Genomic DNA, 25,466 nt, shown 5'->3' with positions numbered 1-25,466 from the left:
GTTTTAGGTTCAATTAATTTTGAAGCTGATAAATAGCATTTATGAAAGACAATCAAGTTTATGGTAATGTGCTGGAACTAATAGGGAAAACACCACTTATCAAATTGAACAAGATGACTGCTGGATTTGAAGGCGACTTTTATGCAAAAGTCGAAGCATTCAACCCAGGGCATTCCACGAAAGACCGCATTGCACTTCATATTATTGAAGAAGCAGAGCGACAAGGGATCTTAAAACCAGGTGATACTATTATCGAAACGACTTCTGGTAACACAGGATTTAGTATTGCAATGGTAAGTATCATTAAAGGCTATGAGTGTATTTTGGCTGTAAGTTCAAAATCTTCTGCTGATAAGATTGATATGCTAAAGTCTATGGGAGCACGTGTATATGTGTGTCCTGCTCACGTTAGCGCCGACGATCCAAGATCGTATTATCAGGTTGCTAAACGTCTTCACAACGAAATCAAAGGGTCTATCTATATTAATCAATATTTTAACCAATTAAATATTGATGCACATTATCACACTACTGGTCCAGAGCTTTGGAAGCAAACAGAAGGAGAAATAACTCATCTTATTGCTTGTAGTGGAACAGGTGGAACTATTTCTGGAACTTCAAAATACTTAAAAGAGCAGAACCCTAATATCAAAGTAATTGGAGTAGATGCTTATGGTTCAGTACTTAAGAAGTATCACGAGACTAGAGAATTTGATGATAAAGAGATTTATCCTTACAGAATAGAAGGTTTAGGGAAGAATTTAATCCCTACAGCTACAGATTTTGATATCATAGACAAGTTTGTAAAAGTAACTGACGAAGAAAGTGCCCACACTGCTAGAGAGATTTCAAAAACTGAAGGACTTTTTGTTGGATATACTAGTGGAGCAGCTATGCAAGCACTAAAACAACTGCAAGAAGAAGGTGAGTTTAAGGCAGGAGATAAGGTTGTTGTTATTTTCCCAGACCACGGATCGAGATATATGAGTAAAATCTATAGCGATAAGTGGATGGAAGCACAAGGATTCTTTGATAGCCAACGTGCTACAGTTGAAGAGATTCAGTATATAAAATAGAATTAAATAATTTATAAATAACCTATTGTGGATGCTAGGTTCACAATAGGTTTTTTTATGTTTAAAACTTAGTGGTATTAGTTAGTTCAAAAATTATGCAGTGATAATATAAATACCTAATTTTGTAACCACTAATTAGACTAATTATAGCTTAAGATGAAGGACTTATTTGAAAAGATCTATAGGGACAAAGGACCATTGGGGAAATGGGCTTCTCAAGCAGAAGGCTATTTCGTTTTTCCAAAATTAGAAGGTCAGATTTCCAATAGAATGAAGTTTCAAGGGAAAGAAGTTATTACCTGGAGTATTAACGATTACCTTGGTTTGGCTAATCATCCTGAAGTACGTAAAGTTGATGCTGAAGCTGCTGCTGAATACGGATCCGCTTATCCGATGGGAGCAAGAATGATGTCTGGTCATACTTCACTTCATGAGAAATTACAAGATGAGCTTGCAAAATTCGTTAGCAAAGAGGCCGCTTACCTTTTGAACTTTGGTTATCAAGGTATGGTATCTACAGTAGATGCTTTGGTTTCTAAAGACGATATCATTGTTTATGATGTTGATGCGCACGCTTGTATTATTGATGGTGTACGTTTGCACATGGGAAAACGCTTTACTTATCAACACAACGATGTAGAAAGCCTAGAAAAGAACCTTGAGCGTGCTACTAAGATGGCAGAGCAAACAGGAGGTGGTATCTTGGTTATTTCTGAAGGTGTTTTCGGAATGCGAGGCGAGCAAGGAAAACTTAAAGAGATCGTAGAGCTTAAGAAAAAGTTCAACTTTAGGTTATTTGTAGATGATGCTCATGGATTTGGTACTCTTGGAGCTACAGGAGCAGGAACAGGTGAGGAGCAAGGCGTACAGGATGAAATTGACGTGTATTTTGCAACATTCGCAAAATCTATGGCAAGCACAGGTGCTTTTATTGCAGCTGACCAAGAAATCATAGATTATTTAAAATATAATTTACGTTCTCAAATGTTTGCTAAATCGTTACAAATGCAACTTGTAATAGGTGCATTGAAACGTTTGGAGATGTTGAAGACCATGCCAGAGTTAAAGCAAAACCTTTGGAAGATTGTAGATGCATTACAGTCTGGCTTGAGAGAGCGAGGATTTGATCTTGGAACAACTCAAAGTTGTGTAACTCCAGTATACCTTAAAGGAAGTATTCCTGAAGCAATGGCTTTGGTGAAAGATCTGAGAGAAAATTATGGAATCTTCTGTTCTATAGTGGTTTATCCTGTAATACCTAAAGGATTAATTCTACTAAGAATGATTCCTACAGCTACGCATACATTAAAGGATGTTGAGGAAACATTGAATGCGTTTTCTGCTATTAGAGACCGATTACAAAACGGAACTTATAAGCGTTTGTCTGCTGCTGTCGCTGCGGCAATGGGAGAATAAGTTTTGTACGAATTTATAAATTGAAAAGCCTGATTTAAAATCAGGCTTTTTTTATATGGGTTTACTATAAGTACAGCGTCTTTTGTGAACTTGAGGATCAAAATGCTTCCAGATTTGATGTATGGCTGTATTATCTGCTAATTCTGGACCTCTAATACATTCTTCAACCTTCTTTTTGACAAATTCTTTATAGAACTCATTAAAGATAATCGCTGTGACACCTTTATTTTGATATTCTGGCAACACACCAATAAGATAGAATGTAACCGCTTTAGCGTGCTTTTTAGCCTTCAATATGTGCCTAAAACCAAATGGGAATAGTTTTCCTTTAGCTTTTTGCAGCGCTTCCGCATAAGAAGGCGTCACAATTGCAAAAGCAACCATTTTTCCATGTTCATCGACTATAAACTTGGTATACTCAGGATTTAAAAATGGTAAGAATTTCTTTTTGAAATATGCTTTTTGTTCATCATTAATAGCAACAAAAGAGGAAAGTTTTTCATGTGATGCTTCAAAGAGATCAAACATTTCATCTGCATAAGGCACTATTTCAGATGTCTTAGAGAAATTTACTTCCTTAAGCTTATACCGTCTTTTAATTAATGCCTGGATTTTAGTAAAAGTTTCAGGTTTTATATTATCGAATGGGAATTTACTCTCAATATATTTTTTTGCAACTTCAAATCCATTGGATTCATAATGCTTAACATAGTATGGGTGATTATACCAGGTAATCATAGTACCGATATGATCAAACCCTTCGGTCATTACACCTACTTTATCAAGATTAGAAAAGCCAACAGGACCTTCCATAATCTCTAAGCCATTTTCTTTCCCTATCGATTCAACCTTTTCTAATAGAGCTTTAGAAACTTCTAGATCATCTTCAAAATCAAACCACCCGAAGCGCATTTTCTTGATACCTTGTTCCTTTACTTCAATCCAGTTGATTATAGCAGCAACTCTACCAACAAGTTTATTGTCTTTATAAGCTAGAAAAAACCTTGCATCAGCATCGTGGAATACTGGGTTTTCGGATTTGTCAAAGGTTTTCATCTCCTGACTAATGATAGGAGGTACCCAATATTTAGAATCTTTATATAGCTGAAAAGGTAGCTTTACGAACTGTTTAAGCTGCTTTTTGGTTGTGACTTCAGTAATTTTGAGCATAAACGAACTTATTTTCTAACTACCACTTTTCATTTTCCTTTTTCTCATCACCATTCTCCTTGTCTTTCTTTTTCTTTTTTCCTTTTTTTCTAGACCTTCTTTTACCTTCTTCATTTGCCGAAGCACCATTTTCTGGATCTTGGTGGAAATCTAAACGGTACGAAACTCCAAAATTAAAATTAAATATCGAAGGCGTATCCTTTGTGTTGAATGCAATAGAAGCATCTAACTGTAAGTCTTTTGTCCATAAATAACCGCCACCAACTCTAAAAATATTATCAGAATAAAAGTCGCCTTTTATACCTTGAGTTTCCCCAAATATTGCCCATTGTGGATGAAATGAATGCGTTAATGTCAATATGTATTGAAAATCTGAGTAATCTGATCCTATTCTATCTTTAATAAGGTTCATCACAAACACCCAGCCTCCTGGAAGATTGTTTTGGGTGGCAACCATTACTTTAGGGCTAAACCCTTCAACATCCGGACCTGTATATGGATTGTTTTTGGTATCAAAATTTGCACCTGCATAGACGGAAACAGCAGGGATTAAATACTTCCATTTGAACTGTCTATTCGCTTTCCAGCTGTATAAATTTGGTTTTTCTTCACCTTCTTTTTTGTAAGGATCATAGACTAAGTATTTAGCACCTATGGTTAAACGCTTAAAATTAGCTCTACTATCTTCTGAAGTGATGGCAGAACGCATGTCTTTGAAGGTATCGTTCTGGTAAGTACCATCTAATTGAATCTCTAATTCTTCAAACAAAAGTCCATATCTAACTGCAAAATCTGCTCCGAAACCAGAGACTTCGTATCGTAAAGGTGTATGTTCTTCTTTGACCAAATATGGACCAACTTCAAACTGTAATACACTTTTACCAACCGCAAAAGCACTTTGGGAAGCACCTGGCCTGTTAGAATTGATGACATCAGTGTATTGCGCCGAAGCGAAAAATCCGAATAATAAAAGAAGGATTGTTAAGTTATTTCTTAGAGATATCATAAGATAGGTAGTTTAAGTTCAAATATATGATTTTATATTTTTTTTAAGTATTTATAACTCAATTTCACTACTTATAATTGTATTTTTGAATAAATATTATTTTAATGCTACAAACAGCATCGGTTATGGGCTTGCTAAGAACAATATTAATAATCTTACTAATATGGTATGGCGTAAAGATCTTATCTAGACTTTTTGCACCATATTTAGCACGCTATGTGGTTAAGAAAGCAGAGCAGCGATTTGGGCAGCAGTTTGGTGATTTTCAGAATCAAGCTAACCAAAAGCAGCAGAAAGAAGGTGAAACGGTAATCGATAAAATGCCAAACAACACTACTGCGTCCAACAAAAACGTTGGAGAATATATAGATTACGAAGAAATTGATTAATTTCCCGACTTACTGAAGTAATCGTATTTAGCACTATGCAAGCATCTTTAAAAAGATTTATTCCACACGTCTTGGTTATACTGGGATTTGTAATTGTTTCTTTAGCATATTTCAACCCAGTCCTTAAGGGAAAGGAAATTTTTCAGAGTGATATAAAGCATTACATAGGAATGTCCAAGCAGCAAAAGGATTTTAAAGTTGCTACAGGCGAAGAAACCTATTGGACCAATAGTGCTTTTGGAGGCATGCCAACCTATCAACTTGGCGCCAGGTATCCTCATAATTACATTAAGAAGCTAGATTCTGTATTACGATTTTTACCTAGACCAGCAGATTATTTGTTCTTGTATTTTATAGGATTCTATATTCTGTTTATGGCCTTAAAGGTTGATTACAAGATAGCTGCACTTGGTGCTTTAGCATTTGGTTTTTCTACTTATTTAATCATTATTCTTGGAGTTGGACATAACAGTAAAGCGCATGCTATTGCTTATATGCCAATGGTTTTAGCAGGAATAGTACTAACATTCAGGAAGCAATATATTTTTGGATTCTTACTAACAGCCATTGCTATGGCTTTAGAAATAGGAGCAAACCACTTCCAAATGACGTATTATCTAATGCTTTTAGTAATCGTTCTGGGAATAGCTTATCTAGTTGATGCTTATCAAAAGCAGCAATTGCCACATTATTTTAAGTCCGTTGGAATCTTAGTTGTTGCTGTAATACTATCGGTAGGTTTGAATGCCACAAACATTATGGCGACGCAAGAGTATGTGAAGGAAAGTACTAGAGGGCAAAGTGAATTGACTATCAATGCTGATGGTTCGCCAAAAGTTGCCACAAGCGGATTGGATAAAGATTATATTACTGAATACAGTTACGGAATCACTGAGAGTCTCAATTTATTCATCCCACGTTTTATGGGAGGAGGCACTTACGAAGACGTTGGTAAAAACTCAGAAACATATGATTTCTTTGTTGGTCTAGGTGCATCACCAATACAAGCACTCAATGAAGCTAAACAAACTCCGACGTATTGGGGTGATCAACCAATTGTGGAAGCACCAGCTTACATTGGGGCTGTCGTATTGTTCTTGTTTGTACTAGCACTATTCTTAGTTAAAGGACGCCTTAAATGGTGGCTGGTTGGTGGCGCAATTTTGTCATTATTACTCTCATGGGGAAAGAACCTAAATTTCCTTACAGACTTCTTCATTGATTATGTGCCGTTGTATGATAAGTTTAGAGCGGTAAGTTCTATTCAAGTGCTCTTAGAATTGTGTATACCTATTTTGGCAATGTTTGCTTTGGTAAGGTTATTTAATGATTTTCAGAAGGATGAAGAGAAATTAAAAGCTTTAAAGTTTGCTACATTGATTACTGGAGGCCTAGCATTATTAATATTAGTTGGACGCGCTATGTTCGATTTTGAAGGTGCTAGAGATCCACTATGGTTGCAACGTTATGGATTGGACTATTTAACTGCTGTTAGAGAAGACAGACAAGCATTCTATTCTGCTGATACAATTAGGACTCTAATATTGGTATTACTCTCGGCTGGTGTCATCTATTTCTTTTTGAAGAAGAAGCTTTCAGAGAAATTAGTAGTTCTAGCTTTAGGTGTTTTGATTGTTTTTGATTTGGTTGGTGTTGATAGACGTTATGTGAATAATGAAAACTTTGTGTCTTCAATTCAGGTGCAAAAACCATATAGAGCAAATCCTGCGGATACTGAAATCTTAAAGGATAAATCACATTACAGAGTTTTTGATATTTCTTCAAGTTCTGGAGGCGGACCAGCAAAAGCAGCTTACTTTCATAATTCGTTAACAGGTTATCATGCAGCAAAACTTGGGCGTTATAATGAGTTGTTAGACTTTCATATCTATAGAAACAACCTCAACGTGTTAAACATGCTTAACACGAAGTATATTATTGCTGATGACGAGCAAGGAAGACCATTTCCTTATGTCAATGAAGATGCTAACGGAAATGCTTGGTTTGTAGAAAACTTAGAGTCTGTTGAGTCTGCCAATGATGAAATTCAACGTTTGGACAGTTTGGATACCAAACGTGTAGCTATTTTTCCTGTATCTGACAGATTTATGCTGAGGACGATGAAGACAAGACATTTCTTTGATGTAGATTCTTTAGCATCAATTGAGCTAAAGGAATTCAAACCGAATTATTTGAAGTACGAATCCAATAATACTAATGATGGTTTTGCTGTCTTTTCTGAAATATATTATGGCAATGGTTGGAATGCCTATATCGACGGAGAATTTGCTCCTCACGACCGTGTAAATTACGTATTACGAGGTATGCCTATACCACGTGGGAATCATACTATAGAGTTTAAATTTGAGCCAGAAGTAGTTCAGAAGGGTAGCTCCATTGCTTTAGGAAGTTCTATAGCCTTACTGTTGCTACTTATTGGAGGTTTATATTGGGAATTAAAGAAACGATAATTGCCTAAGAAAGTACTTATTATCGCTTATTATTGGCCACCAGCCGGAGGCCCTGGTGTACAGCGCTGGTTGAAGTTTGTAAAGTATTTTCCAGATTTCGATATTGACCCCATTGTTTATATTCCAGAGAATCCCAATTATCCAATTATAGATGAGAGTATGGTTGCTGAAATACCGTCTGATGTTACTATCTTAAGGCAACCCATTAAAGAACCTTATAAGTTAGCCGCTCTGTTTTCGAAGCAGAAAACAAAGACCATCAGTAAAGGTATTATTAGTAATAAGGAAAGACAATCACTAATAGAACGTCTGCTACTTTTTATAAGAGGAAACTTCTTTATTCCAGATGCTAGAAAATCTTGGGTAAATCCATCAGTTAGTTATCTAAAGAAATACATTGTTGATCATAAAGTTGATACCATCATCACTACAGGTCCACCGCACAGTTTGCATCTTATAGGACTTAAATTAAATCAACTTTTAAACATTAGATGGCTAGCAGATTTTCGTGATCCATGGACTACTATTGGGTATCACAAGCGTTTAAAGCTTTTGCCATTTGCCAAAGCGAAACACAAAGCTCTTGAGAGCAAGGTGCTTAATGAGTCCGACCATATCGTTGTTACAAGCAATCATACCAAAACTGAATTTGCTTCAAAAACGGATACATCTATTTCAGTAATCACAAATGGTTTTGATAGGATAGGTGTTGAAAGACCAAAAAAGGATACAAAGTTTACCATGTCGCATATTGGGTCTTTGCTTTCAGAACGAAATCCGACAATACTTTGGAAAGTGCTTTCAGAATTAATCAATGAAGATGAAGCGTTTAAAGAAGCCTTTCAGCTTAATCTTTTCGGCGTAACTAGCGACGATGTTATTAGGTCTATAGAACAACACGGTTTAGGTAACTTCGTTATCAATCATGGCTATGTGAGTCATGATAATGCTTTAGTAGCTCAAATGGGATCGCAGATATTATTACTGATTGAGATAGATTCTGAAGACACTAAAGCAATCATTCCTGGGAAGTTATTTGAATATTTAGCTTCAGGAACACCAATTTTAGCCTTAGGCCCAAAAGATTCTGATGTTGAACGCATTGTGAAAACTACGAATACAGGATCTTATTTTACATATGATTCTTATTCAGAATTAAAAAAACAAATTTTATTGTATTTTGAAGCTTATAAAGCCAATAGTCTCCAAGTCAATGCCATTGGTGTTGAACAGTATAGTAGAAAATCATTGACTAAGCAATTGGCTAACATAATATTGCAAGCCTAGCGTTAATGGGAATAGTCATTAATCAATCTTTCAAAAACATGCTTAGCACCTATATTGGATTTGGTATAGGTGCCATTAATGTACTATTTCTGTATACTAACTTTCTTACCGATGAATATTACGGTTTAGTGAGTTTTGTCCTGTCAACGGCCAACATATTAATGCCATTGATGGCTTTTGGTGTACATAACACAGTCATAAAATTCTATTCTACTTATAAAACAAAACAATCTATCAGTAGCTTTTTAACCTTGATGCTGTTATTGCCATTAGTATTTATTATTCCGCTGGGACTAACTAGTTGCCTCTTTTATGATACTATAGCAGGTTTTTTAGCAAGGGAGAATACTATAGTTTATGATTATGTATGGCATATTTACATTGCTGCTGTTACGATGGCGTATTTTGAAATCTTCTACGCATGGACAAAAACACAGTTGAAATCTGTTTTTGGCAATTTCATGAAGGAAGTATTTCATAGAGTAGGTGTCATGCTATTATTATTTGCAGTGTTTTTGGATTGGTTATCGGCAGATCAATTTATATATGCTTTAATTGGTGTTTACATCTTACGCGTACTCGTGATGATGATCTATGCCTTGAGTTTTAGAGCTCCAAGGCTATCGATAAAGCGAATTGATAACCTGAAGGAAATAGTGACTTATGCTTTGCTAATTATTGTAGCAGCTTCAGTAGCTACAGTAGTATTAGATATAGACAAATTCATGATAGGAGAGATGCTGCAAATCGAAGAAGTGGCATACTATAGTGTAGCTGTATTTATTGCTACAGTAATTGCTGTCCCACAACGAGCGATGCACCAAATAATATCTCCATTAACTGCTCAATATTTGAATGACAATAGTGATAAAGCGTTAAAAGACCTTTACCAGAAAAGCTCATTAAACTTGATGATTATAGGAGGATTTATCTTCTTATTGATCTTGTTGAACATTAAACAACTCTATTTAATTATTCCTGAGGAATTCTCTAAAGGGCTATTTGTGGTTTTTCTTATAAGCATAGCAAAGTTTTATGATAACATCCTTGGGAGCAATAATGCTATTTTATTCAATAGTAATTATTATAAAATGATCTTAGTGTTTGGTGTTTTATTAGCTATTCTGGCTGTAGTATTGAACTTCATTTTTATTCCAATTTATGGTATTGAAGGCTCCGCAATAGCGACTTTTTTGGCGGTGTTGATTTATAATAGTATTAAAATATGGTTTGTGAATCGTAAGTTCAACATACTACCTTTTACAATGGGATCTTTAAAAACGGCACTGCTTATTGTTGCTTGTTTTTTAATATTCTATTTCTGGGACTTTGGATTCCATCCTATAGTGAATATGATCTTGAAATCTATACTTCTCTTACTAATTTATGGCACTTTACTTTTGAAACTCAATTGCTCTGAAGATATCAGTAATCTTATAAAACGCTACATGAAGTAAGTGTGTAAATCACACTATTACAGATAGTTTGAAAGTAAATCCCTAAATTTAACTATTGAAATAGTTCAACTTAAGTACTATGTGAACTTAGGTTGTAATAGTAAAGCATTATGATAAAAAAGATTCTAAAAGGGATATTGAAAATTCTTCTTGCTTTTGTAATTATTATGCTCATTTGGGGTGCTATAAAACAAAACAACTATAATTCTAAGGTATTTAAGGAGCATCAACCTATCGGGAAATTTGTAGACATAGGAACTAATAAAGTTCATTATGACTACTTTGGAGAAGGAGATATAACCTTTGTGCTTATTGCTGGCTTGGGAGAGACCATGCACACTTGGTCAAGGATAAGGGAAGAATTAGCAGGAAAAGGTCGCGTATTTATGTATGATAGGTCTGGTCTTGGACATAGCGAAGAAGGTGTATTACCAAGATCAGTTGATAATATTGCAAATGAGCTAAATACAGCATTAGAAAAGGAGAATATTCCAGGGCCATATGTGATAATTGGGCATTCTGCAGGTGGTTTCTCAGCACGATATTACGCGAAAAAGTATCCTGAAAACATTAAAGGACTTTTTATTATTGACCCTTATCAAGAAATGGGTAAAGAAGAATTTGGTGAGTGGCCTTTTAGTTACAAGGCAACAAATTGGTTATTCAGGAATATGTCTTGGAGTGGTATTCCATTTGCTTTATTGCCAGATCCTCCACATCCAACATATAAAACTTCTAAAGCAATCAAAACTTATGGTTATGAGGCATTTGCCGAAGATATTTCTTTGAAACAATTTGCAGAATTAGATGAAAAGAAATCAGAATTACCACTATATATCATAACTGCAGATAAGCCAAATAATAAGCATAATGAATTATTTCAAAAATGGAATCAAGAGATTTCAGAAAAATACACTCACGAAATAAGCAAACACCTCATCATTGAAAGCGGTCATCATATCCATGTAGAAAAACCTGAAGTGATTTTAGATGAGCTAGATGAGTTTATTAGCAGACTAAACGACTAGATATATAAAAAGGGAAAATCCCACAAGGTGCTTTGAGGCATACGTCTTGCAGGACTTTCCAACTAACCAACCAAAAAAATTATGTTTATGATCTAGAGCGTCTAGAGTTTCCTCGTTTGCTCTTTTGTTGCGTTCTCGTTGATGGTGACTTGGAGAACGACTTATTGCTTCTTTTATTTTGCGTCACTCTACTCTGAGATCTGCTTTTTGTATATGTACGGTTTTTAGTAACATTTGGTTTACTTACCGTTCTATTTTTTCTTGTCTTCACTGGTTTAGACACAGTAGTCCTAGGTTTGGTCACATATCTTGGTGTAGAAGTAACCTTAGTTTTTTGCTTTACAGTTCTAGGTTTGCTAACAGTTCTCGGCTTAGACGTTACAGATTTAGTCCTTGGTGTAGACGTTATAGATTTAGTTCTAGGCGTAGCCGTTACATTTCTACCTCTAGTTTTTGGACGTTCTATAGACGCGTTTGCATCTCTAGTCGAACTTCTTACAGTTCTGTCACGTCGAGGTTCAGGGTTTTGTATGTAACGATCACTAATACTATATCTAGTTGAATTACGTCTTCCTTCAGTCAATGCTGCATTTCCACGTCTACTATTTATTCTCACAGGCTGTCTGTAGTTGTTTCTGTAAGGTCTATAGTATACATGTCTTACTGGTCTATAATATTGTCTATAAGGTCTTGCACGAACAACACAGTAATCATAAGCAGGGACTACATAATATCTGTGCCATGGTCTGTATACATAAGCTCTATTGTAGATATTGATAAAACCTGTGCAGTGTGTGAACACTCTGTTTCTGTAGTGCACATATAATCCACCAACTCTAGAGATGCGACCAAATGCATTATAGAATATATTAACATTTCCAATTTGGGTTACTCTACCATAGTAATCATAAAATATAGGCGTGTTCTCAATTTGAACAATAGCCCCAAAATCATCATACTGAACATAAGGATTGTAATCATAACCACTGTTAAAGCTTAATGAAAAACCTGGTGAGTTAAACCCAACACTTACGTCTGGGCCATAGTTTGAAATGTAAAAATCGAACTGACCATCTGGAAACACAGAGAACTCAATTCCTGCATGTGTAAATATGAACGAATTGCCATAACCTCTCACAGCATTATGATGAAAATTCGTTGCATCTAAAGTTGTGTTGGTTGCGTTTGTTGTAGTTACCATTAGTAACATCATCGTAAAAAATAAAGCGATTCGTTTCATGATTGTATAGGTTTTTTGTTATACTCAATTCATTAGAAACAAACAGCGTGCCAAAAAATATTCTATACGTTAATCATCTGATAATGAGCTATTTATTTTATCCTCCTAAGAAAAGCATAGCCAAAGTGTTGGTAAACAAAACATTGCATAAAAAAGCCTATTTTAGTAAGGACATTAATTAACCACCAAAATATATTTACTAAAATGGGCAATCACACTACTGAGTCTGTGGAGTTCTCTAACATCTTTTCACTAAAATCTTTGTTATTAAAGCTAATTGGAGTTGTTGCAGCAACGATAGCCATTAAGGGATTTATGATTCCAAACCATTTCCTAGATGGTGGACTTCTGGGAATTTCTATACTCATCCATGAGATTTATCACATAGATGTATGGATGCCTTTACTCATACTCAATATTCCTTTTGTAGTTATTGGTTACAAAAAGATTGGGAAAAATTTTGCTGCACATGCATTGCTATCACTGATTTTATTAGGTATCGCTTTAAACGTTTTACCGATTCCTACTGTAACCAAAGATCATTTCTTGGTAGCTGCATTTGGTGGAGTATTTGTAGGCTTAGGCATCGGGTTTGTGATTAGAGGAGGTGGTGTTATTGATGGTCTCGAAGTCATAGCTGAATACACTAATAAGCAGTTCGGTTTGTCCACTGCAGAAATCATAATGGCGATCAATACAACAATTTTCTTGGTGATTGCTTTCTACCTTGGTCTTGAGAAAGCCATGTATTCTATCCTTACATTCTTTACAGCATTAAAAGTTTCTGACTATGTAGTAGATGGTTTCGAAAAGTTGATTTCCTTGACGATAATTTCACCTAATGACCAACTTATCAAGGATTTAGTTGTGAATAAATTCAATAAGCCAATTACAGTATACAAAGGTGAACGTGGCAACTTACCAGGAATTGAAACTATATCCCACGATTGTGATATCATTGTCACAGTTGTGACACGTTTAGAAGTACACAAAATGAAAAAAGCTATAGCCGAAGCAGATCCAAAAGCATTCATGTTTGTGCAGAATATCAAAGAAGTAAAAGGCGGCGTTATTAGTAGGCAAGTAGGGCATTAATGAAAACACCTTTTAAGATCATATTAAAGGATATTACTAAGCTTTTAGATACCAAGCTTCCAGATTATTTAACCTACCATGATACAGCACATACACTTTATGTACTCGATAAATCCATACATATCGCAAAAAAAGAAGGCGTTGGAACATCAGATTTAGAATTGTTGAAGGTTGCAGCACTGTTTCATGATATAGGTTTTACTGTGACACATAAAGAGCACGAAGAGGAAGGTTGTAAGATTGCCAAAACAGAACTAAAAAAGTATGGCTACTCTAATTCTGAAATTGAAACGATTTGCGGAATGATAATGGCTACCAAGATTCCTCAACGACCAAAGACGCTATTAGAGCAAATCTTGGCAGATGCAGATTTAGAATATCTTGCTACTTCAGGATTTTCTAGAAAAGCAAAAGATTTGTATAAAGAGCGTTTACATTTCAACCCTGATTTATCTTTAGACGAATGGAACGAAGTTCAGATAGAATTCATGAAAAACCATCGTTACCATACTAAGTATTGTAAGCATTACAAAACCTTTCGCAAGCAGCGAAATTTGAAGCAGATTTTAAGAACATAAGATTAAAGCTACTATTTTTTTATCTTTAGGGGTAAGCTATTAATCAACCAGTTATGAAAATAAGACTTCTCATACTCCTAAGTCTAGGAGTATATATGTTCTGTTTCTCGTACACCATACCAGAACAATATCAGAAGAAAAATGATCCGCTTTGGAATACATGGCAAAATGAAACTCTAGCAGATTCAACAAGATTAGAGTCTTTGAAGGAATTTATATGGAAACGCTACCTTTTTAGACAACCAGATTCGGCATTCTACTTTGCGCAACAGCAGTATGACTTTGCAGAAGAAAGAGGGTTAAAGCGTTTTATGGCTAATGCTTTAGATGTTCAAGGAATTTCATTCTCTATAAGGAGGCAAAACGATAATGCATTAATCCATTACCAAAAAGCCTTAAAGATTTTTGAAGAGGCAGATGATAAGCAAGGAATTGCAGATTGTCTTTCACATATTGGTACAGTATATTCTGATCGCGATAATAATTTAGAAGCTCTAGATTATCATCTTAGGAGTCTAAAACATAGTGAGGATATCAATTATTTAAAAGGAATTTCTAGAGCATCAGGAAATATTGGGTTGATATATCGTAATTCAAAAGATTATGATAAGGCTATAGAATATTATAATAAGGCATTACTGATTTCTGAAAAATTAGGAGACGAGAGAACCATAGGTAATAGTTACTTCAATATTGGTGTTGCTCATAGAAAATCTGGGGATTTAGAGAAGGCAATTGAAAATTTTCAAGAAGCTTCTGAAATTCAAGAAAGAATTGGAGATAGATTCTCATTAGCAAATACGATCAATAGTATTGGAAATGTCTATTTGAAACAAGAAGAATATGATGAAGCATTAAAGTATTACAAAAGGAGCATTAGAATAAATGAAGAAATTAATAATGTAGGAGGAACATTAAATGCAATTAACAACATAGGTGATATTTACTTGCTAAAAGAACAATATCGGAAGGCTATAACCAACTATAATAAAAGTGCAGTAATAGCAAAAGAATTAGGAGAAATTGACAAGCAATACGATGCTTATAGCAGTTTGTATGTAGCATATAAAAACTTGGGAAATGAAGATCAAGCATTGTATTATTTAGAAAAGACCATAATTGCAAAGGATAGTCTGAATGAAGTAGATACTGCCAAGAAACTACAACAGCACGAGTTTGATAAAGAGCGTTTACAAGACAGTTTGCAAAACGAGGAAGCCAAACTTAAAACAGAAATGGCGCATCAGGCAGAAGTGCGCAAAAAGGAAAAGAACAAAAACCTAGCTTTAGGAGCTGGTATTTTCTTTTTATTAGTTTCAGGAGGTTTATATGGAAGATGGCGCTATACTAAGAAGGCTAAGGCCGTAATTGAAAAAGAGAAAGATCGTTCCGAGAATTTATTATTGAATATTCTACCAGCCGAAGTTGCCGAAGAACTCAAAGAAAAAGGTGAAGCAGAAGCTCAAGATTTTGATATGGTTTCCATTTTGTTTTCAGACTTCAAAGGCTTTACAGGAATGTCGGAGAAAATGACAGCAAAAGATTTGGTTGCCAATATCAATGAATGTTTCAAGGCTTTCGATGCTACGATGCAGAAGTACAATATCGAAAAAATAAAAACCATTGGTGATGCCTACATGGCAGCAGGTGGCTTACCAGTAAAAACTAATGATTCGGTAAAGAATACAGTTTTGGCAGCATTAGAGATGCAAGACTTCATTATAAAACTTCACAAAGAAAAAGAAACCAAAGGAGAACATGCTTTTGAGATGCGTGTTGGCATTCACACAGGCCCAGTAGTGGCAGGTATTGTAGGTGTAAAGAAGTTTCAATACGATATTTGGGGCGATACGGTCAATACGGCATCACGAATGGAAAGCCATGGCGAGATTGGTAAAGTGAATATTTCAGAGGACACCTATAATTATATCAAAGACGAGCCAGAATTCATATTTGAAAGTAGAGGAAAGATTGAAGCCAAAGGAAAAGGCGAAGTGGAGATGTATTTTGTGAGTTTAAAATAGAGCAATACAATTTATTATGAAGCTTCGATTAATTATCATCACTACCTTATTATTTTCCTTTTGTTTCACATCTTTTGCACAAACGGAATTAGATTCGCTTTATAATATTTGGCAAGATGAAACCAAGGCAGATTCTACTAGAGTTATTTCATTGACAGCTTACATCAATGATAAATATTTATACAATCAACCAGACAGTGTTTTGGTTATGGTAGAAAGTTTAGAAAACTTTTCCAGAGAAAAGAATTACGATTTAGGCTTATTATATGCTTCAAAAATTAAAGGCGCGTATTACTTTCAAACGGCAGATTATCCACAATCAATTAAGTACATTGAAGAGAGTTTAGAATATTCCAGGTTACTCAACAGAAAGAGAGATATAGGAGGTAACCTAAATAATTTGGGAAATATATTGGCAAGTCAAGGTAATTATATGGTAGCCATAAATTATTATCAGGAATCTTTGATAGCCTACGAAGATGCAAATTTCAAGGATGGTGTTTCCAGTACATTACACAATATAGGTACACTATATGTAGATCAAGGTGAATTTGAGAAAGCTTTAGAGTATTATGAGAACAGTTTGGCACTTAGTAAAGAAACAGGAGACAAGTTTGGCATTTCTCATGCTACCGGAAACATTGGCTCAGTCTATGAAGAATTGGGTGATACTGATAAAGCGCTTCTACACTTTCAGGAAAGCCTAAAAATTAATAGAGAGATAGAAGATCTGAGCGGAGTTGCATATAGTCTGTATAGCATTGGTGGTATCTACGCAAAACGTAATGAGAATGATAAGGCTGAAGCCTATTTTGAAGAAAGTCTAGAGGTGAGTACATCCATAGATGACAAACGCGAAATGATTGCTGCTTTAATCATGATGGGTTTTAATCACCTAAAAACAGAACAATATAATAAGGCATTAATAAGATGTTCGGAAGCTTTGAATTTGGCAGAATCTGTTGGAGACCTTTTAAAACAAAAAGATTGTAACGAATGTATTTATAAAGTTTATAAGGCTTTAGGTGATTCAAAAAATGCGCTACATAATTTAGAAACCGACCAAACTCTAAACGATAGCCTTAATGAAGTTGAAACGGCCAAAAAAATACAACGCTTTGAGTTTGATAGAGAACGTTTAAAGGATAGCCTTCAAAATGAAGAAGTCAAACTAAAAACAGAAATGGCGCATCAGGCAGAAGTCCGTAAAAAAGACAAGAACAGAAATATAGCCTTAGGCGCAGGATTATTTTTCTTATTAGTTTCTGGAGGCTTATATGGGAGATGGCGTTATACGAAAAAGGCAAAGGCCGTCATCGAAAAAGAGAAAGACCGTTCCGAGAATTTACTATTGAATATTCTACCTGCCGAAGTTGCCGAAGAACTGAAAGAAAAAGGGGAAGCCGAAGCCCAAGATTTTGAAATGGTCTCCATTCTGTTTTCAGATTTCAAAGGCTTTACAGGCTTATCGGAAAAGATGTCAGCCAAGGATTTGGTTGCCAATATCAACGAATGTTTTAAAGCTTTTGATGCTACTATGGGCAAGTATAATATCGAAAAAATAAAAACCATTGGAGATGCCTACATGGCAGCAGGAGGTTTACCAGTAAAAGCAAACGACTCAGTAAAGAATACAGTTTTGGCAGCATTAGAGATGCAAGACTTTATCATAAAGCTTCATAAGGAAAAAGAAGCCAAAGGCGAACATGCTTTCGAGATGCGAGTTGGCATTCATACAGGTCCAGTAGTGGCAGGTATTGTTGGCGTAAAGAAGTTCCAGTATGATATTTGGGGAGATACGGTAAATACAGCATCACGAATGGAAAGTCATGGTGAGATTGGTAAGGTGAACATTTCAGAAGACACCTATAATTATATCAAAGGCGAACCAGAATTCACTTTTGAAAGCCGAGGAAAGATCGAAGCCAAAGGAAAAGGAGAAGTAGAAATGTACTTCGTTAGTCTAAAATAAGTTTGTAACTTTAAGAGTTCCATCTCATTAATAATAAATCAATTAACACATCCTCTTTATGAAAACTCTATTTTCAGCAATACTTTTTGTGCTTTTTTTAGTACAATCAGTCGCTTCACAATCTCATTCAGCTCTATATAATAAGATAGACAAGTTGATGCAGTACAGCTACGAGAATGAAATGTTTAATGGTACAATTCTAGTAACTCAAAATGGTGAGAAAGTATATACCAATGCATTTGGATATGCCGATAAAAATTCAAACCGCAAAATGAATGTTGGTACTTCAGTGTATTTAGCCTCGGTTTCAAAGCAATTTACTACCATGGCTATAATGATACTTAAGGAACGAGGTAAATTATCTTATGATGATAAGCTCTCTAAATATTTCCCAGAGTTCCCAGATTATGCCAATAAGGTTACCATCAGGCATTTAATGCATCATACCTCAGGAATTCCAGATCATTACAGATTAGGTGCCTATAAGCCAGGATTAAACAATCAGGATGTCTTTGACTTATTGATAAAGCAGCAATTAGATTTTCAACCAGGAGATAATTTTAGTTATAGTAATGGAGGCTATGTGTTGTTGTCTATGATTGTTGCCAAAGCTTCAGGAGTGCCATTTCATGAGTTTATGAAAGCCAACATCTTCGACCCTTTAGGCATGGAAAATACTTTAGTATATGATAAGTCTACACCAGAAATCAAAGACAGAGCGGTTGGTTATAATGCTAATGGTGATTTAAATGACTATGAAATCTTCACTACAGGAGCAGGAGGTATGTATTCAACTGTTGATGATTTACATCTATGGGATCAAGCTTTATATACAGAGAAATTAGTGTCAAAAGTTGCACTAGAAGAAGCATTTACACCTGCTAAATTGAATAATGGAGAACCAACACAGTATGGCTACGGCTGGGGAATTGGAGTCGTTGATGGTAAAAAAGTAGTGCAGCACTCGGGAGGTTTGAATGGTTATCGTACGTTTTTAAGAAGAAACCTCGATAATAATAGTGGTTACATCCTTCTTACCAATTATGGGAATGCCTCTAATAATGGAGCTATAATGAATGCTTTGGATGATATTCTAGAAGGAAAGCCTTATGAAATGCCCAAAGTGCCTATATCGAAGAAGCTTTCAAAACTCCTTAACAAGAAAGATATAGAATCAGCTATGACTAAGATAAATGAAGTTCTAAATACTAGTGGGAATAACTTTGTGGTGGACGAAAATGGAGTCAATTCATTAGGCTACGATTACTTAGGAAAAGGAGATGTAAAAACAGCATTAGCTATTTTTCAGTTTAATGTAGAAAGGAATCCTTCGGCTTTTAATCCTTATGATAGTTTAGGTGAAGCACAATTGGTTGCTGGAGATACCATTCAAGCCATTAAGAATTACAAAAAATCTTATGAACTAAATAAAAGTAATACCAATGCCATTAACGTACTCAATCGTATTGGAGTAGATACAAGCACAATGGTAAAAGATGTAAAAGTGCCTATAGATATGCTTGAGAGTTATGTAGGAGAATATGAGCTTCAACCTAGCTTCATCTTAACTATTACAAGAGAAGAGAATCGATTATTCGTTCAAGCGACAGGACAGCAGCGCATTGAAGCCTTTGCATCGTCTAATGATCGTTTTTATAGTAAAGTTGTTGATGCGCAGATTACATTCAATAAAGATGATAGCGGAAAAGTTACTGGGCTTACCTTGCATCAGAATGGAAATCATAATGCACCAAAAATTAAATAGAACGTATAACATCAAAATAAAAATCCCGAAGCTCCAAACTTCGGGATTTTTTGTAAATCAACTATCAATCAATCGGACTATTATAATCTAGTCATCGTAGCGTTTGGAGCGCTTATGTTTTTTCAATTTCTTCACTTTACCATCTCTTCTGTAGTAGTAGAAATCATCATCATCCCAATCGTCATTCCAATCGTTGTCGTACCAGTCATTATCAAAACCATTGTCGAGATAATAGTCAGTATCTCCACAAATACCAGAACCTTGGTTATTAAAGTTTACAAAGCCAGTCGTACCAATGATTTGTCCTCTTCTGTTGTACTGAATGTGTAGGCCACCAACTTGCTTCAGTAAGCCACGTCTATATCGCATGTATACAGAACCTGCACGTTTTATACGACCTTGTCTATCGTAGTTGATAAACACATTTCCGATACGTCTTACACGACCATAACTATCATGAGTTACAACGACACCTCTTGGTCTGCCATAGTTATGATAAACGGTTCCAGGAGCACCATGCGTTCTGTTGATATTGCCTCGTCTGGAGCGTCTATAATACACACTACCTTGAGCGTTTGGATTAAAATCAGTATTGAAGTCAAAACTTCCATCAGGAAAGATTAGGAACTCCACACCGCGTTCCACAAACAAAATAGGTTGTGTATAACGATAGCGTTTTGTAATATCTAAATCAGTTCCTTTGGTTGCAGTAGTTTCTGCTGCTGATACAGTTGTTAATCCCATTAACAAACCTGTAAAAAGTAATACTATTCGTTTCATAGTAATAAGGGTTTTAGATTGTGCCTACTCTTTAGCTTTTCGGCTTACGCTATTTGTTTTAGCAATTCCAATTAGCGTGCCAAAAACTGTAAAACACTAATAATCAAATTTTTGAATAAAAAAAGGAACTGCTCTTGCAATTCCTTCATAGCTATGATGATTTAGTATATTATTCAACAGGAACCCAAATCTCAGTTTTCAATTTAGATTCCTCTGTACGTTCTGGATTGTTTCTATACACTTCCCGAGGCGCTTCATCCCTTAACTTGTAATCACTGTTAAGAAGCCAGGTATTAAAAATGTAATCATACACTTCAGCAAACTTGCTGTAAGATCCTGTATAGTGAAACATCATAAACTTGCCACCTTTAAGAGTTTTTACACCAATATCACCATTGGGTTTAGCATCCTTATGAATCACCAAGCAGGCATCATATCTTATTTTCTCGGCATCAGTAACCGCAGGATCATCAAAAGATTGTCCTACATGTTCTATACCAGCAGTAAATAGTTTCTGAGCTTTTACTTCTTGCCAAAGCTTTCCCCAGGCGCCAGCATAGTCTAGAGTTTGGTAGGCACCATTAAGGCTTGTATAAATACAGTTTTTGTCTTCTACGTGAACAAGTTTCGGTTTTTTAATGTTGAGTGTTGTCGTTTCCATGTCATGTGGTTTTTTTAAATACGATTTGCCATTTTTGAATTCGGTAGGAGAGATGCCATACTGCTTTTTGAAAGCCTTAGATAACGACGAAGGTCTATCAAAACCAACACTGTAGGCAATTTGTTCCATGGATTGTTTGCCGTACAACATCAATTTTGAAGCAGTCTCTAGCCGAATACGATTAATGTACGAGCCAATGGGCTCATTGAGTAATGCACGACTGATACGATGAAAATGATACGGCGAAAAACACGATAACTCTGCTAAGGTCTCTATAGAAATTTTCTCATCCAGATGATTGTTAATGTACTCCTTAACTAAGTTGAGCTTCTCTAAGTAAAACGTTTTATTATCGTCTCCGTTTGTCATGCATTAATTAGTTTGTAGCAAATCTAAACCACACCCAAGATAAACACTTTTCCAATCTTGCGGAGTTGTTTTTTGATGTATAATTTATGGTAAAAAAAATATAAGTTTTTTGGATGCGAAAACCTTAGAAGGCTGACTCCATAAGGATAAAGTAGATTTTTTAAACTGTGAGTATACTTCTTCTAGTTGATTACAAATACTGTCGAAGTTATTGTTTTATAACTTTTACTGAATAACGTTTAGAACCATCTTGGATGGTAACTATATATAGGCCATTGATTAAACTCGACAAATCTATTTCTGTCTTATTTACAGTTTCATCTAATACAACTCTTCCAGAAATGTCGAGTACCTTTATTCTATAGTCATGAGAATATTGACTTTCAATATTAATAGAGCTTTCAGTTGGGTTCGGATGTATAGTGAACGATTCTAATTCTTCATCATTAATGGATAAGCTCGAACAGGCATCTAAAGTCTCAGCAGTGCTATTACACCCCACATTATTAGTCTCAATAAACCCACCGCCATTGCCTTCGAAGTGTGCACATACTGATTCTACATTGCAAGTGCTCAAAAGATCATTATATTGAATAACTAGAGATTGTGCGATATCAAGATTAGCAATGCCATCAATATTAACCAATAGCGGATTATCAGAAATTCTCAAATCACTTACTGTAGAAGTAATATTTTCTAATCCATTTAGATTAACAAGATCATCATTATAATTAATCACCAAAAAACCACCTGTTGAACTCATACTGCTAAAATCCTCAAAATTCACCAGTCCTGTACCGGAAAACTGAAAACCACCTGTTACTGATTCTAAATTGTTAAAACCAGACACGTCGATTAGACTTAGACAAATAGCAAAAACCAAATTGGACTCAAGGTTAACTAGATTATTAAACCCGCTTACAATTTCTAAACTAGCACTATTTGTGAAAAAGACTCCAGAATTTCCATCATTTTGGTTTATTGTAGTTAAACTATTGAATCCACTTATTTCAAATAATGCGTCATTGTGTGTGAAAAAGACAGTTTTATCTACCCATTCTAATCCTTGAAAACCACTGACATTAAGCAAGCTATCATTTGTGTCGAATCTCAATTCATTACCAACAGAAACTAATTGATTAAATCCACTGGTTTCTACTAATTGCATATTGTCTTGAATAATTAATGAACCTCCTATTGTAACTAAGTTATTAAATTCATCAAAAAGGGTAATGTTTTGATTATCAAAAATCCACATAGTACTTCCAACACTTGCTAAATTCTCAAACCCAGATAAAGATTGCATTGAGCTATTGGTTATTGAAAAATGACTTCCTACTTCCAATAAACTTTCAAAACCTGTTAAATCACTGAAACTACTAAAAGAAATATTGAATGAACCATTTATTTGACTAAGTTGATTAAAACCGACCAAAGCACTGGTACCGCTATTTTCAGTGATGAAGAAGCTTCCTTGAATTTCTTGTAGATTATCAAATCCATCAAAAGTATTAATAGAATTCAAACCCATATATAGATCTTCTCCAATAACTTCCAATGAGTTGAAGCCAGTGATATCATTTAAACTACTATTTCTAAAAATATAAAGATCCAAGCCTATTGATTCTAATTGGTTAAAGCCAGATATACTAAGCAACGAAGTATTGTTATCTATGAGCAATTCACCATTTAACTGACTAATTAAATTTATGCCATCAATTTGTGTTAAACTAGAGTTATTTATAATATTAATATTACCACCTAATGTTCCAACTGTATTAAAAATATTGATTTGACCTAGAGCAGTATTATTAACTATTAAATTTGATCCTATAGATGTCAATTGATCTAATGCAGGGATTGAGTTTAATTGAGGGTTGTCTATTATCCGAAAGTCTCCTGTTATTGTTCCTAGATTATTAAATCCATTTATGGAAATTACTTCCTCATTATCAGTTAATATAAAATTTTCACCTATGGATACTAGGCTAGTGAATCCACTGGCATCTAATAAATATTCATTTCTGTCCATCAAAAAATCACCACCAACAGATAGCAAATTTTCAAAACCTGTAATACTTTGACTATTATTTTGATCAAAAAACAACCCACCAGACACAGAGGTTAGATTCGGAAAACCACCTATTGTGGTTGCATGGTTTACTAGAAATTCAAGATCTCCTCCAATAGTTTGTAAATTATTAAAACCAGTTAAACTTGAACCGGAATTGAATTCAAATTCAAAATTACCACTTACTGTAATAAGATTATTAAGCCCACTTAAGTCCACTGATTCTTGAAGATTTCGGAGGTTAATATTCCCTACTACCGAAGTAATATTGTTTAAACCATCAACATTTAATATATCATTATTACTAGAACCACCTATTCTAAGATTACCAATAATTTCAGTACAGTTTGGGTAATCATTTATGAATGAATCAATGTCATCTTGTGAGTAAAAATCAGCAAGGGGAGGGCATTGAGCAAATACAGAGAATGAGAATAATATAAAAAGGAGAGTAATGTTGTTTTTCATGTTCTTTTTTGTAGCGAATATATAGATATTTTAATCGCTATGAAAGATAAACCTCAAGACAAACACCTTTCCAATCTTGCGGAGTTGTTTTCTGGGATAAAAACGTTAAGCTATACCCAAAGTCGGGTCGCATCAGTCGTTCACCTTTTCTTGTAGACAGTATAATGCAAATAGACTGTTGTATATGATGGGATTAATCATTTATTTTGAAAAGACTTTATCTCTGCCTAATGTGATTAAGAGGCTATGAAAAACAAAACCCAGTTAGAGCGTTACAAGAAACTGTTGTCATACATTGATGAAAACTTCAAGGAGGACATCAACATTGAGAAGGTTGAAGCCATCTGCCATTATTCCTATCGCAACATCAACAGGATTTTTGAAGCCATTCACAATGAAACCATTGGGAAATACATAAAACGCCTTCGTTTGGAGAAAGCGGCACAGTATCTAAAGTATACCTATGCAGACGTTTCAGATATTGCCTATGATGTAGGTTTTGAAGACCGAGCAGCATTCAGTAAGGCCTTCAAGAATAAGTATAAAGTATCGCCTTCAGCATTTCGGAATAACAATGAAGCCATCCGAGAAACATTGCAACAATCCATGTTGCCAGATGATGATACTGAACGCGAAACGCTTCAATATGAAATAGAATATTTACCAGATTTTGAATACCTCTTTTTAGAATATCGAGGCGACTATGAAGATGAAGCAGCTGTGAATAAAGCAATGGAAAGCTTGGCAACTTATGGTATTACAAAGCAACTTGTTTCCAAAGAATCTATATTTATGACTGAATTTTTGGACGATAACGAAATCAGCGACACGCTCAATTTTCGGTACAATCTGGCATTGATATTAGAACAACCACTGACCTTTAAACCTGAAGGCTTTTTCAGAACCAGAAGCCATAAACGACAGAAGTATGCCAAGTTTATGTACAAAGGCACTTTCGAAAAAGGCGTTGAATTTTATAAATCCATTTATGCCTTTTGGATTTTAGATGTCGCTCTAGAACTAGTTGACCTTCCAACCTTGGAGTTTTATCCAAACCACCACGAAAACTTACCCGAAGACGAGTTAATCACCGAGATTTACATTCCTGTACGATAATTGTCCAAAACGGACACACAGCATAGT

At 35.1% G+C, this 25,466-nt stretch carries 20 protein-coding genes; 13 read left to right on the top strand and 7 right to left on the bottom strand.

What is annotated here, in order from left to right:
- Positions 1 to 41: 41 nt before the first annotated feature.
- Together capA and capB are read left to right on the top strand one after the other, a co-directional pair.
- On the top strand, positions 42 to 1,076 hold the full coding sequence (gene capA, locus NCE97_RS05240) for a cysteate synthase (protein ID WP_353777885.1): 1,035 nt from the start codon (positions 42 to 44) through the stop codon (positions 1,074 to 1,076).
- A 156-nt stretch (positions 1,077 to 1,232) separates the two neighbouring features.
- A complete protein-coding gene (gene capB, locus NCE97_RS05235; protein ID WP_353777884.1) occupies positions 1,233 to 2,492 on the top strand; it encodes a cysteate-C-fatty acyltransferase in 1,260 nt (419 codons plus the stop codon).
- 51 nt (positions 2,493 to 2,543) lie between these two features.
- Here the strand turns inward: capB and NCE97_RS05230 are convergent, their stop codons facing one another.
- Both NCE97_RS05230 and NCE97_RS05225 read right to left on the bottom strand, forming a co-directional pair.
- Entirely contained in the window at positions 2,544 to 3,662 is a 1,119-nt protein-coding gene (locus tag NCE97_RS05230; RefSeq protein WP_353777883.1) for a GTP cyclohydrolase, read from the bottom strand.
- Positions 3,663 to 3,681: 19 nt separating this feature from the next.
- Positions 3,682 to 4,668: a transporter gene (locus NCE97_RS05225; RefSeq protein ID WP_353777882.1), complete on the bottom strand. Its 987-nt coding sequence runs from the start codon at positions 4,666 to 4,668 to the stop codon at positions 3,682 to 3,684.
- A gap of 104 nt (positions 4,669 to 4,772) precedes the next feature.
- Between NCE97_RS05225 and NCE97_RS05220 the strand changes: the two genes are divergently transcribed.
- The 5 genes from NCE97_RS05220 (at position 4,773) to NCE97_RS05200 (ending at position 11,300) form a co-directional block, all read left to right on the top strand.
- Positions 4,773 to 5,057: a DUF4834 family protein gene (locus tag NCE97_RS05220; protein WP_353777881.1), complete on the top strand. Its 285-nt coding sequence runs from the start codon at positions 4,773 to 4,775 to the stop codon at positions 5,055 to 5,057.
- 35 nt (positions 5,058 to 5,092) lie between these two features.
- Positions 5,093 to 7,528, top strand: coding sequence for a YfhO family protein (locus NCE97_RS05215; protein WP_353777880.1), 2,436 nt, complete (start codon positions 5,093 to 5,095; stop codon positions 7,526 to 7,528).
- On the top strand, positions 7,529 to 8,815 hold the full coding sequence (locus NCE97_RS05210) for a glycosyltransferase (protein ID WP_353777879.1): 1,287 nt from the start codon (positions 7,529 to 7,531) through the stop codon (positions 8,813 to 8,815). It begins immediately after the preceding gene.
- Positions 8,816 to 8,820: 5 nt separating this feature from the next.
- Positions 8,821 to 10,272 carry a lipopolysaccharide biosynthesis protein gene (locus tag NCE97_RS05205; RefSeq protein WP_353777878.1) on the top strand — a complete coding sequence of 484 codons (1,452 nt, stop codon included), beginning with the start codon at positions 8,821 to 8,823 and terminating at the stop codon, positions 10,270 to 10,272.
- A 110-nt stretch (positions 10,273 to 10,382) separates the two neighbouring features.
- Entirely contained in the window at positions 10,383 to 11,300 is a 918-nt protein-coding gene (locus NCE97_RS05200; protein WP_353777877.1) for an alpha/beta fold hydrolase, read from the top strand.
- An 85-nt stretch (positions 11,301 to 11,385) separates the two neighbouring features.
- Here the strand turns inward: NCE97_RS05200 and NCE97_RS05195 are convergent, their stop codons facing one another.
- Complete coding sequence (locus NCE97_RS05195) at positions 11,386 to 12,540, bottom strand: hypothetical protein (RefSeq protein ID WP_353777876.1); 1,155 nt, start codon at positions 12,538 to 12,540, stop codon at positions 11,386 to 11,388.
- A 204-nt stretch (positions 12,541 to 12,744) separates the two neighbouring features.
- On the opposite strand from NCE97_RS05195, the gene NCE97_RS05190 reads away from it, so the two are divergent.
- The 5 genes from NCE97_RS05190 to NCE97_RS05170 are packed head-to-tail and all read left to right on the top strand — an operon-like array spanning position 12,745 to position 19,974.
- Positions 12,745 to 13,635 carry a YitT family protein gene (locus NCE97_RS05190; RefSeq protein WP_353777875.1) on the top strand — a complete coding sequence of 297 codons (891 nt, stop codon included), beginning with the start codon at positions 12,745 to 12,747 and terminating at the stop codon, positions 13,633 to 13,635.
- Positions 13,635 to 14,213 carry an HD domain-containing protein gene (locus NCE97_RS05185; protein ID WP_353777874.1) on the top strand — a complete coding sequence of 193 codons (579 nt, stop codon included), beginning with the start codon at positions 13,635 to 13,637 and terminating at the stop codon, positions 14,211 to 14,213. The genes NCE97_RS05190 and NCE97_RS05185 overlap by 1 nt, the downstream gene beginning before the upstream one ends.
- Before the next feature lie 53 nt (positions 14,214 to 14,266).
- Positions 14,267 to 16,237 carry an adenylate/guanylate cyclase domain-containing protein gene (locus NCE97_RS05180; RefSeq protein ID WP_353777873.1) on the top strand — a complete coding sequence of 657 codons (1,971 nt, stop codon included), beginning with the start codon at positions 14,267 to 14,269 and terminating at the stop codon, positions 16,235 to 16,237.
- A gap of 16 nt (positions 16,238 to 16,253) precedes the next feature.
- Positions 16,254 to 18,209 carry an adenylate/guanylate cyclase domain-containing protein gene (locus NCE97_RS05175; RefSeq protein ID WP_353777871.1) on the top strand — a complete coding sequence of 652 codons (1,956 nt, stop codon included), beginning with the start codon at positions 16,254 to 16,256 and terminating at the stop codon, positions 18,207 to 18,209.
- Between the two features lie 58 nt (positions 18,210 to 18,267).
- Positions 18,268 to 19,974: a serine hydrolase gene (locus NCE97_RS05170; RefSeq protein ID WP_353777869.1), complete on the top strand. Its 1,707-nt coding sequence runs from the start codon at positions 18,268 to 18,270 to the stop codon at positions 19,972 to 19,974.
- A gap of 87 nt (positions 19,975 to 20,061) precedes the next feature.
- Here the strand turns inward: NCE97_RS05170 and NCE97_RS05165 are convergent, their stop codons facing one another.
- From NCE97_RS05165 to NCE97_RS05150, 4 genes are all read right to left on the bottom strand, one after another.
- Positions 20,062 to 20,754, bottom strand: a complete 693-nt coding sequence (locus NCE97_RS05165) for a hypothetical protein (protein WP_353777868.1) — start codon at positions 20,752 to 20,754, stop codon at positions 20,062 to 20,064.
- 169 nt (positions 20,755 to 20,923) lie between these two features.
- Entirely contained in the window at positions 20,924 to 21,784 is an 861-nt protein-coding gene (locus NCE97_RS05160) for an AraC family transcriptional regulator (protein WP_353777867.1), read from the bottom strand.
- Positions 21,785 to 21,992: 208 nt separating this feature from the next.
- A complete protein-coding gene (locus tag NCE97_RS05155) occupies positions 21,993 to 24,323 on the bottom strand; it encodes a T9SS type A sorting domain-containing protein (protein WP_353777866.1) in 2,331 nt (776 codons plus the stop codon).
- A 37-nt stretch (positions 24,324 to 24,360) separates the two neighbouring features.
- Complete coding sequence (locus NCE97_RS05150; RefSeq protein WP_353778264.1) at positions 24,361 to 24,507, bottom strand: GPW/gp25 family protein; 147 nt, start codon at positions 24,505 to 24,507, stop codon at positions 24,361 to 24,363.
- 62 nt (positions 24,508 to 24,569) lie between these two features.
- On the opposite strand from NCE97_RS05150, the gene NCE97_RS05145 reads away from it, so the two are divergent.
- Positions 24,570 to 25,439 carry an AraC family transcriptional regulator gene (locus NCE97_RS05145; protein ID WP_353777865.1) on the top strand — a complete coding sequence of 290 codons (870 nt, stop codon included), beginning with the start codon at positions 24,570 to 24,572 and terminating at the stop codon, positions 25,437 to 25,439.
- The last annotated feature ends 27 nt before the right edge of the window (positions 25,440 to 25,466 follow it).

The organism is Winogradskyella sp. 3972H.M.0a.05 (genome assembly GCF_040493455.1).
Classification (GTDB): Bacteria; Bacteroidota; Bacteroidia; order Flavobacteriales; family Flavobacteriaceae; genus Microcosmobacter.
This window is presented reverse-complemented; position numbering and strand designations above follow the sequence as displayed.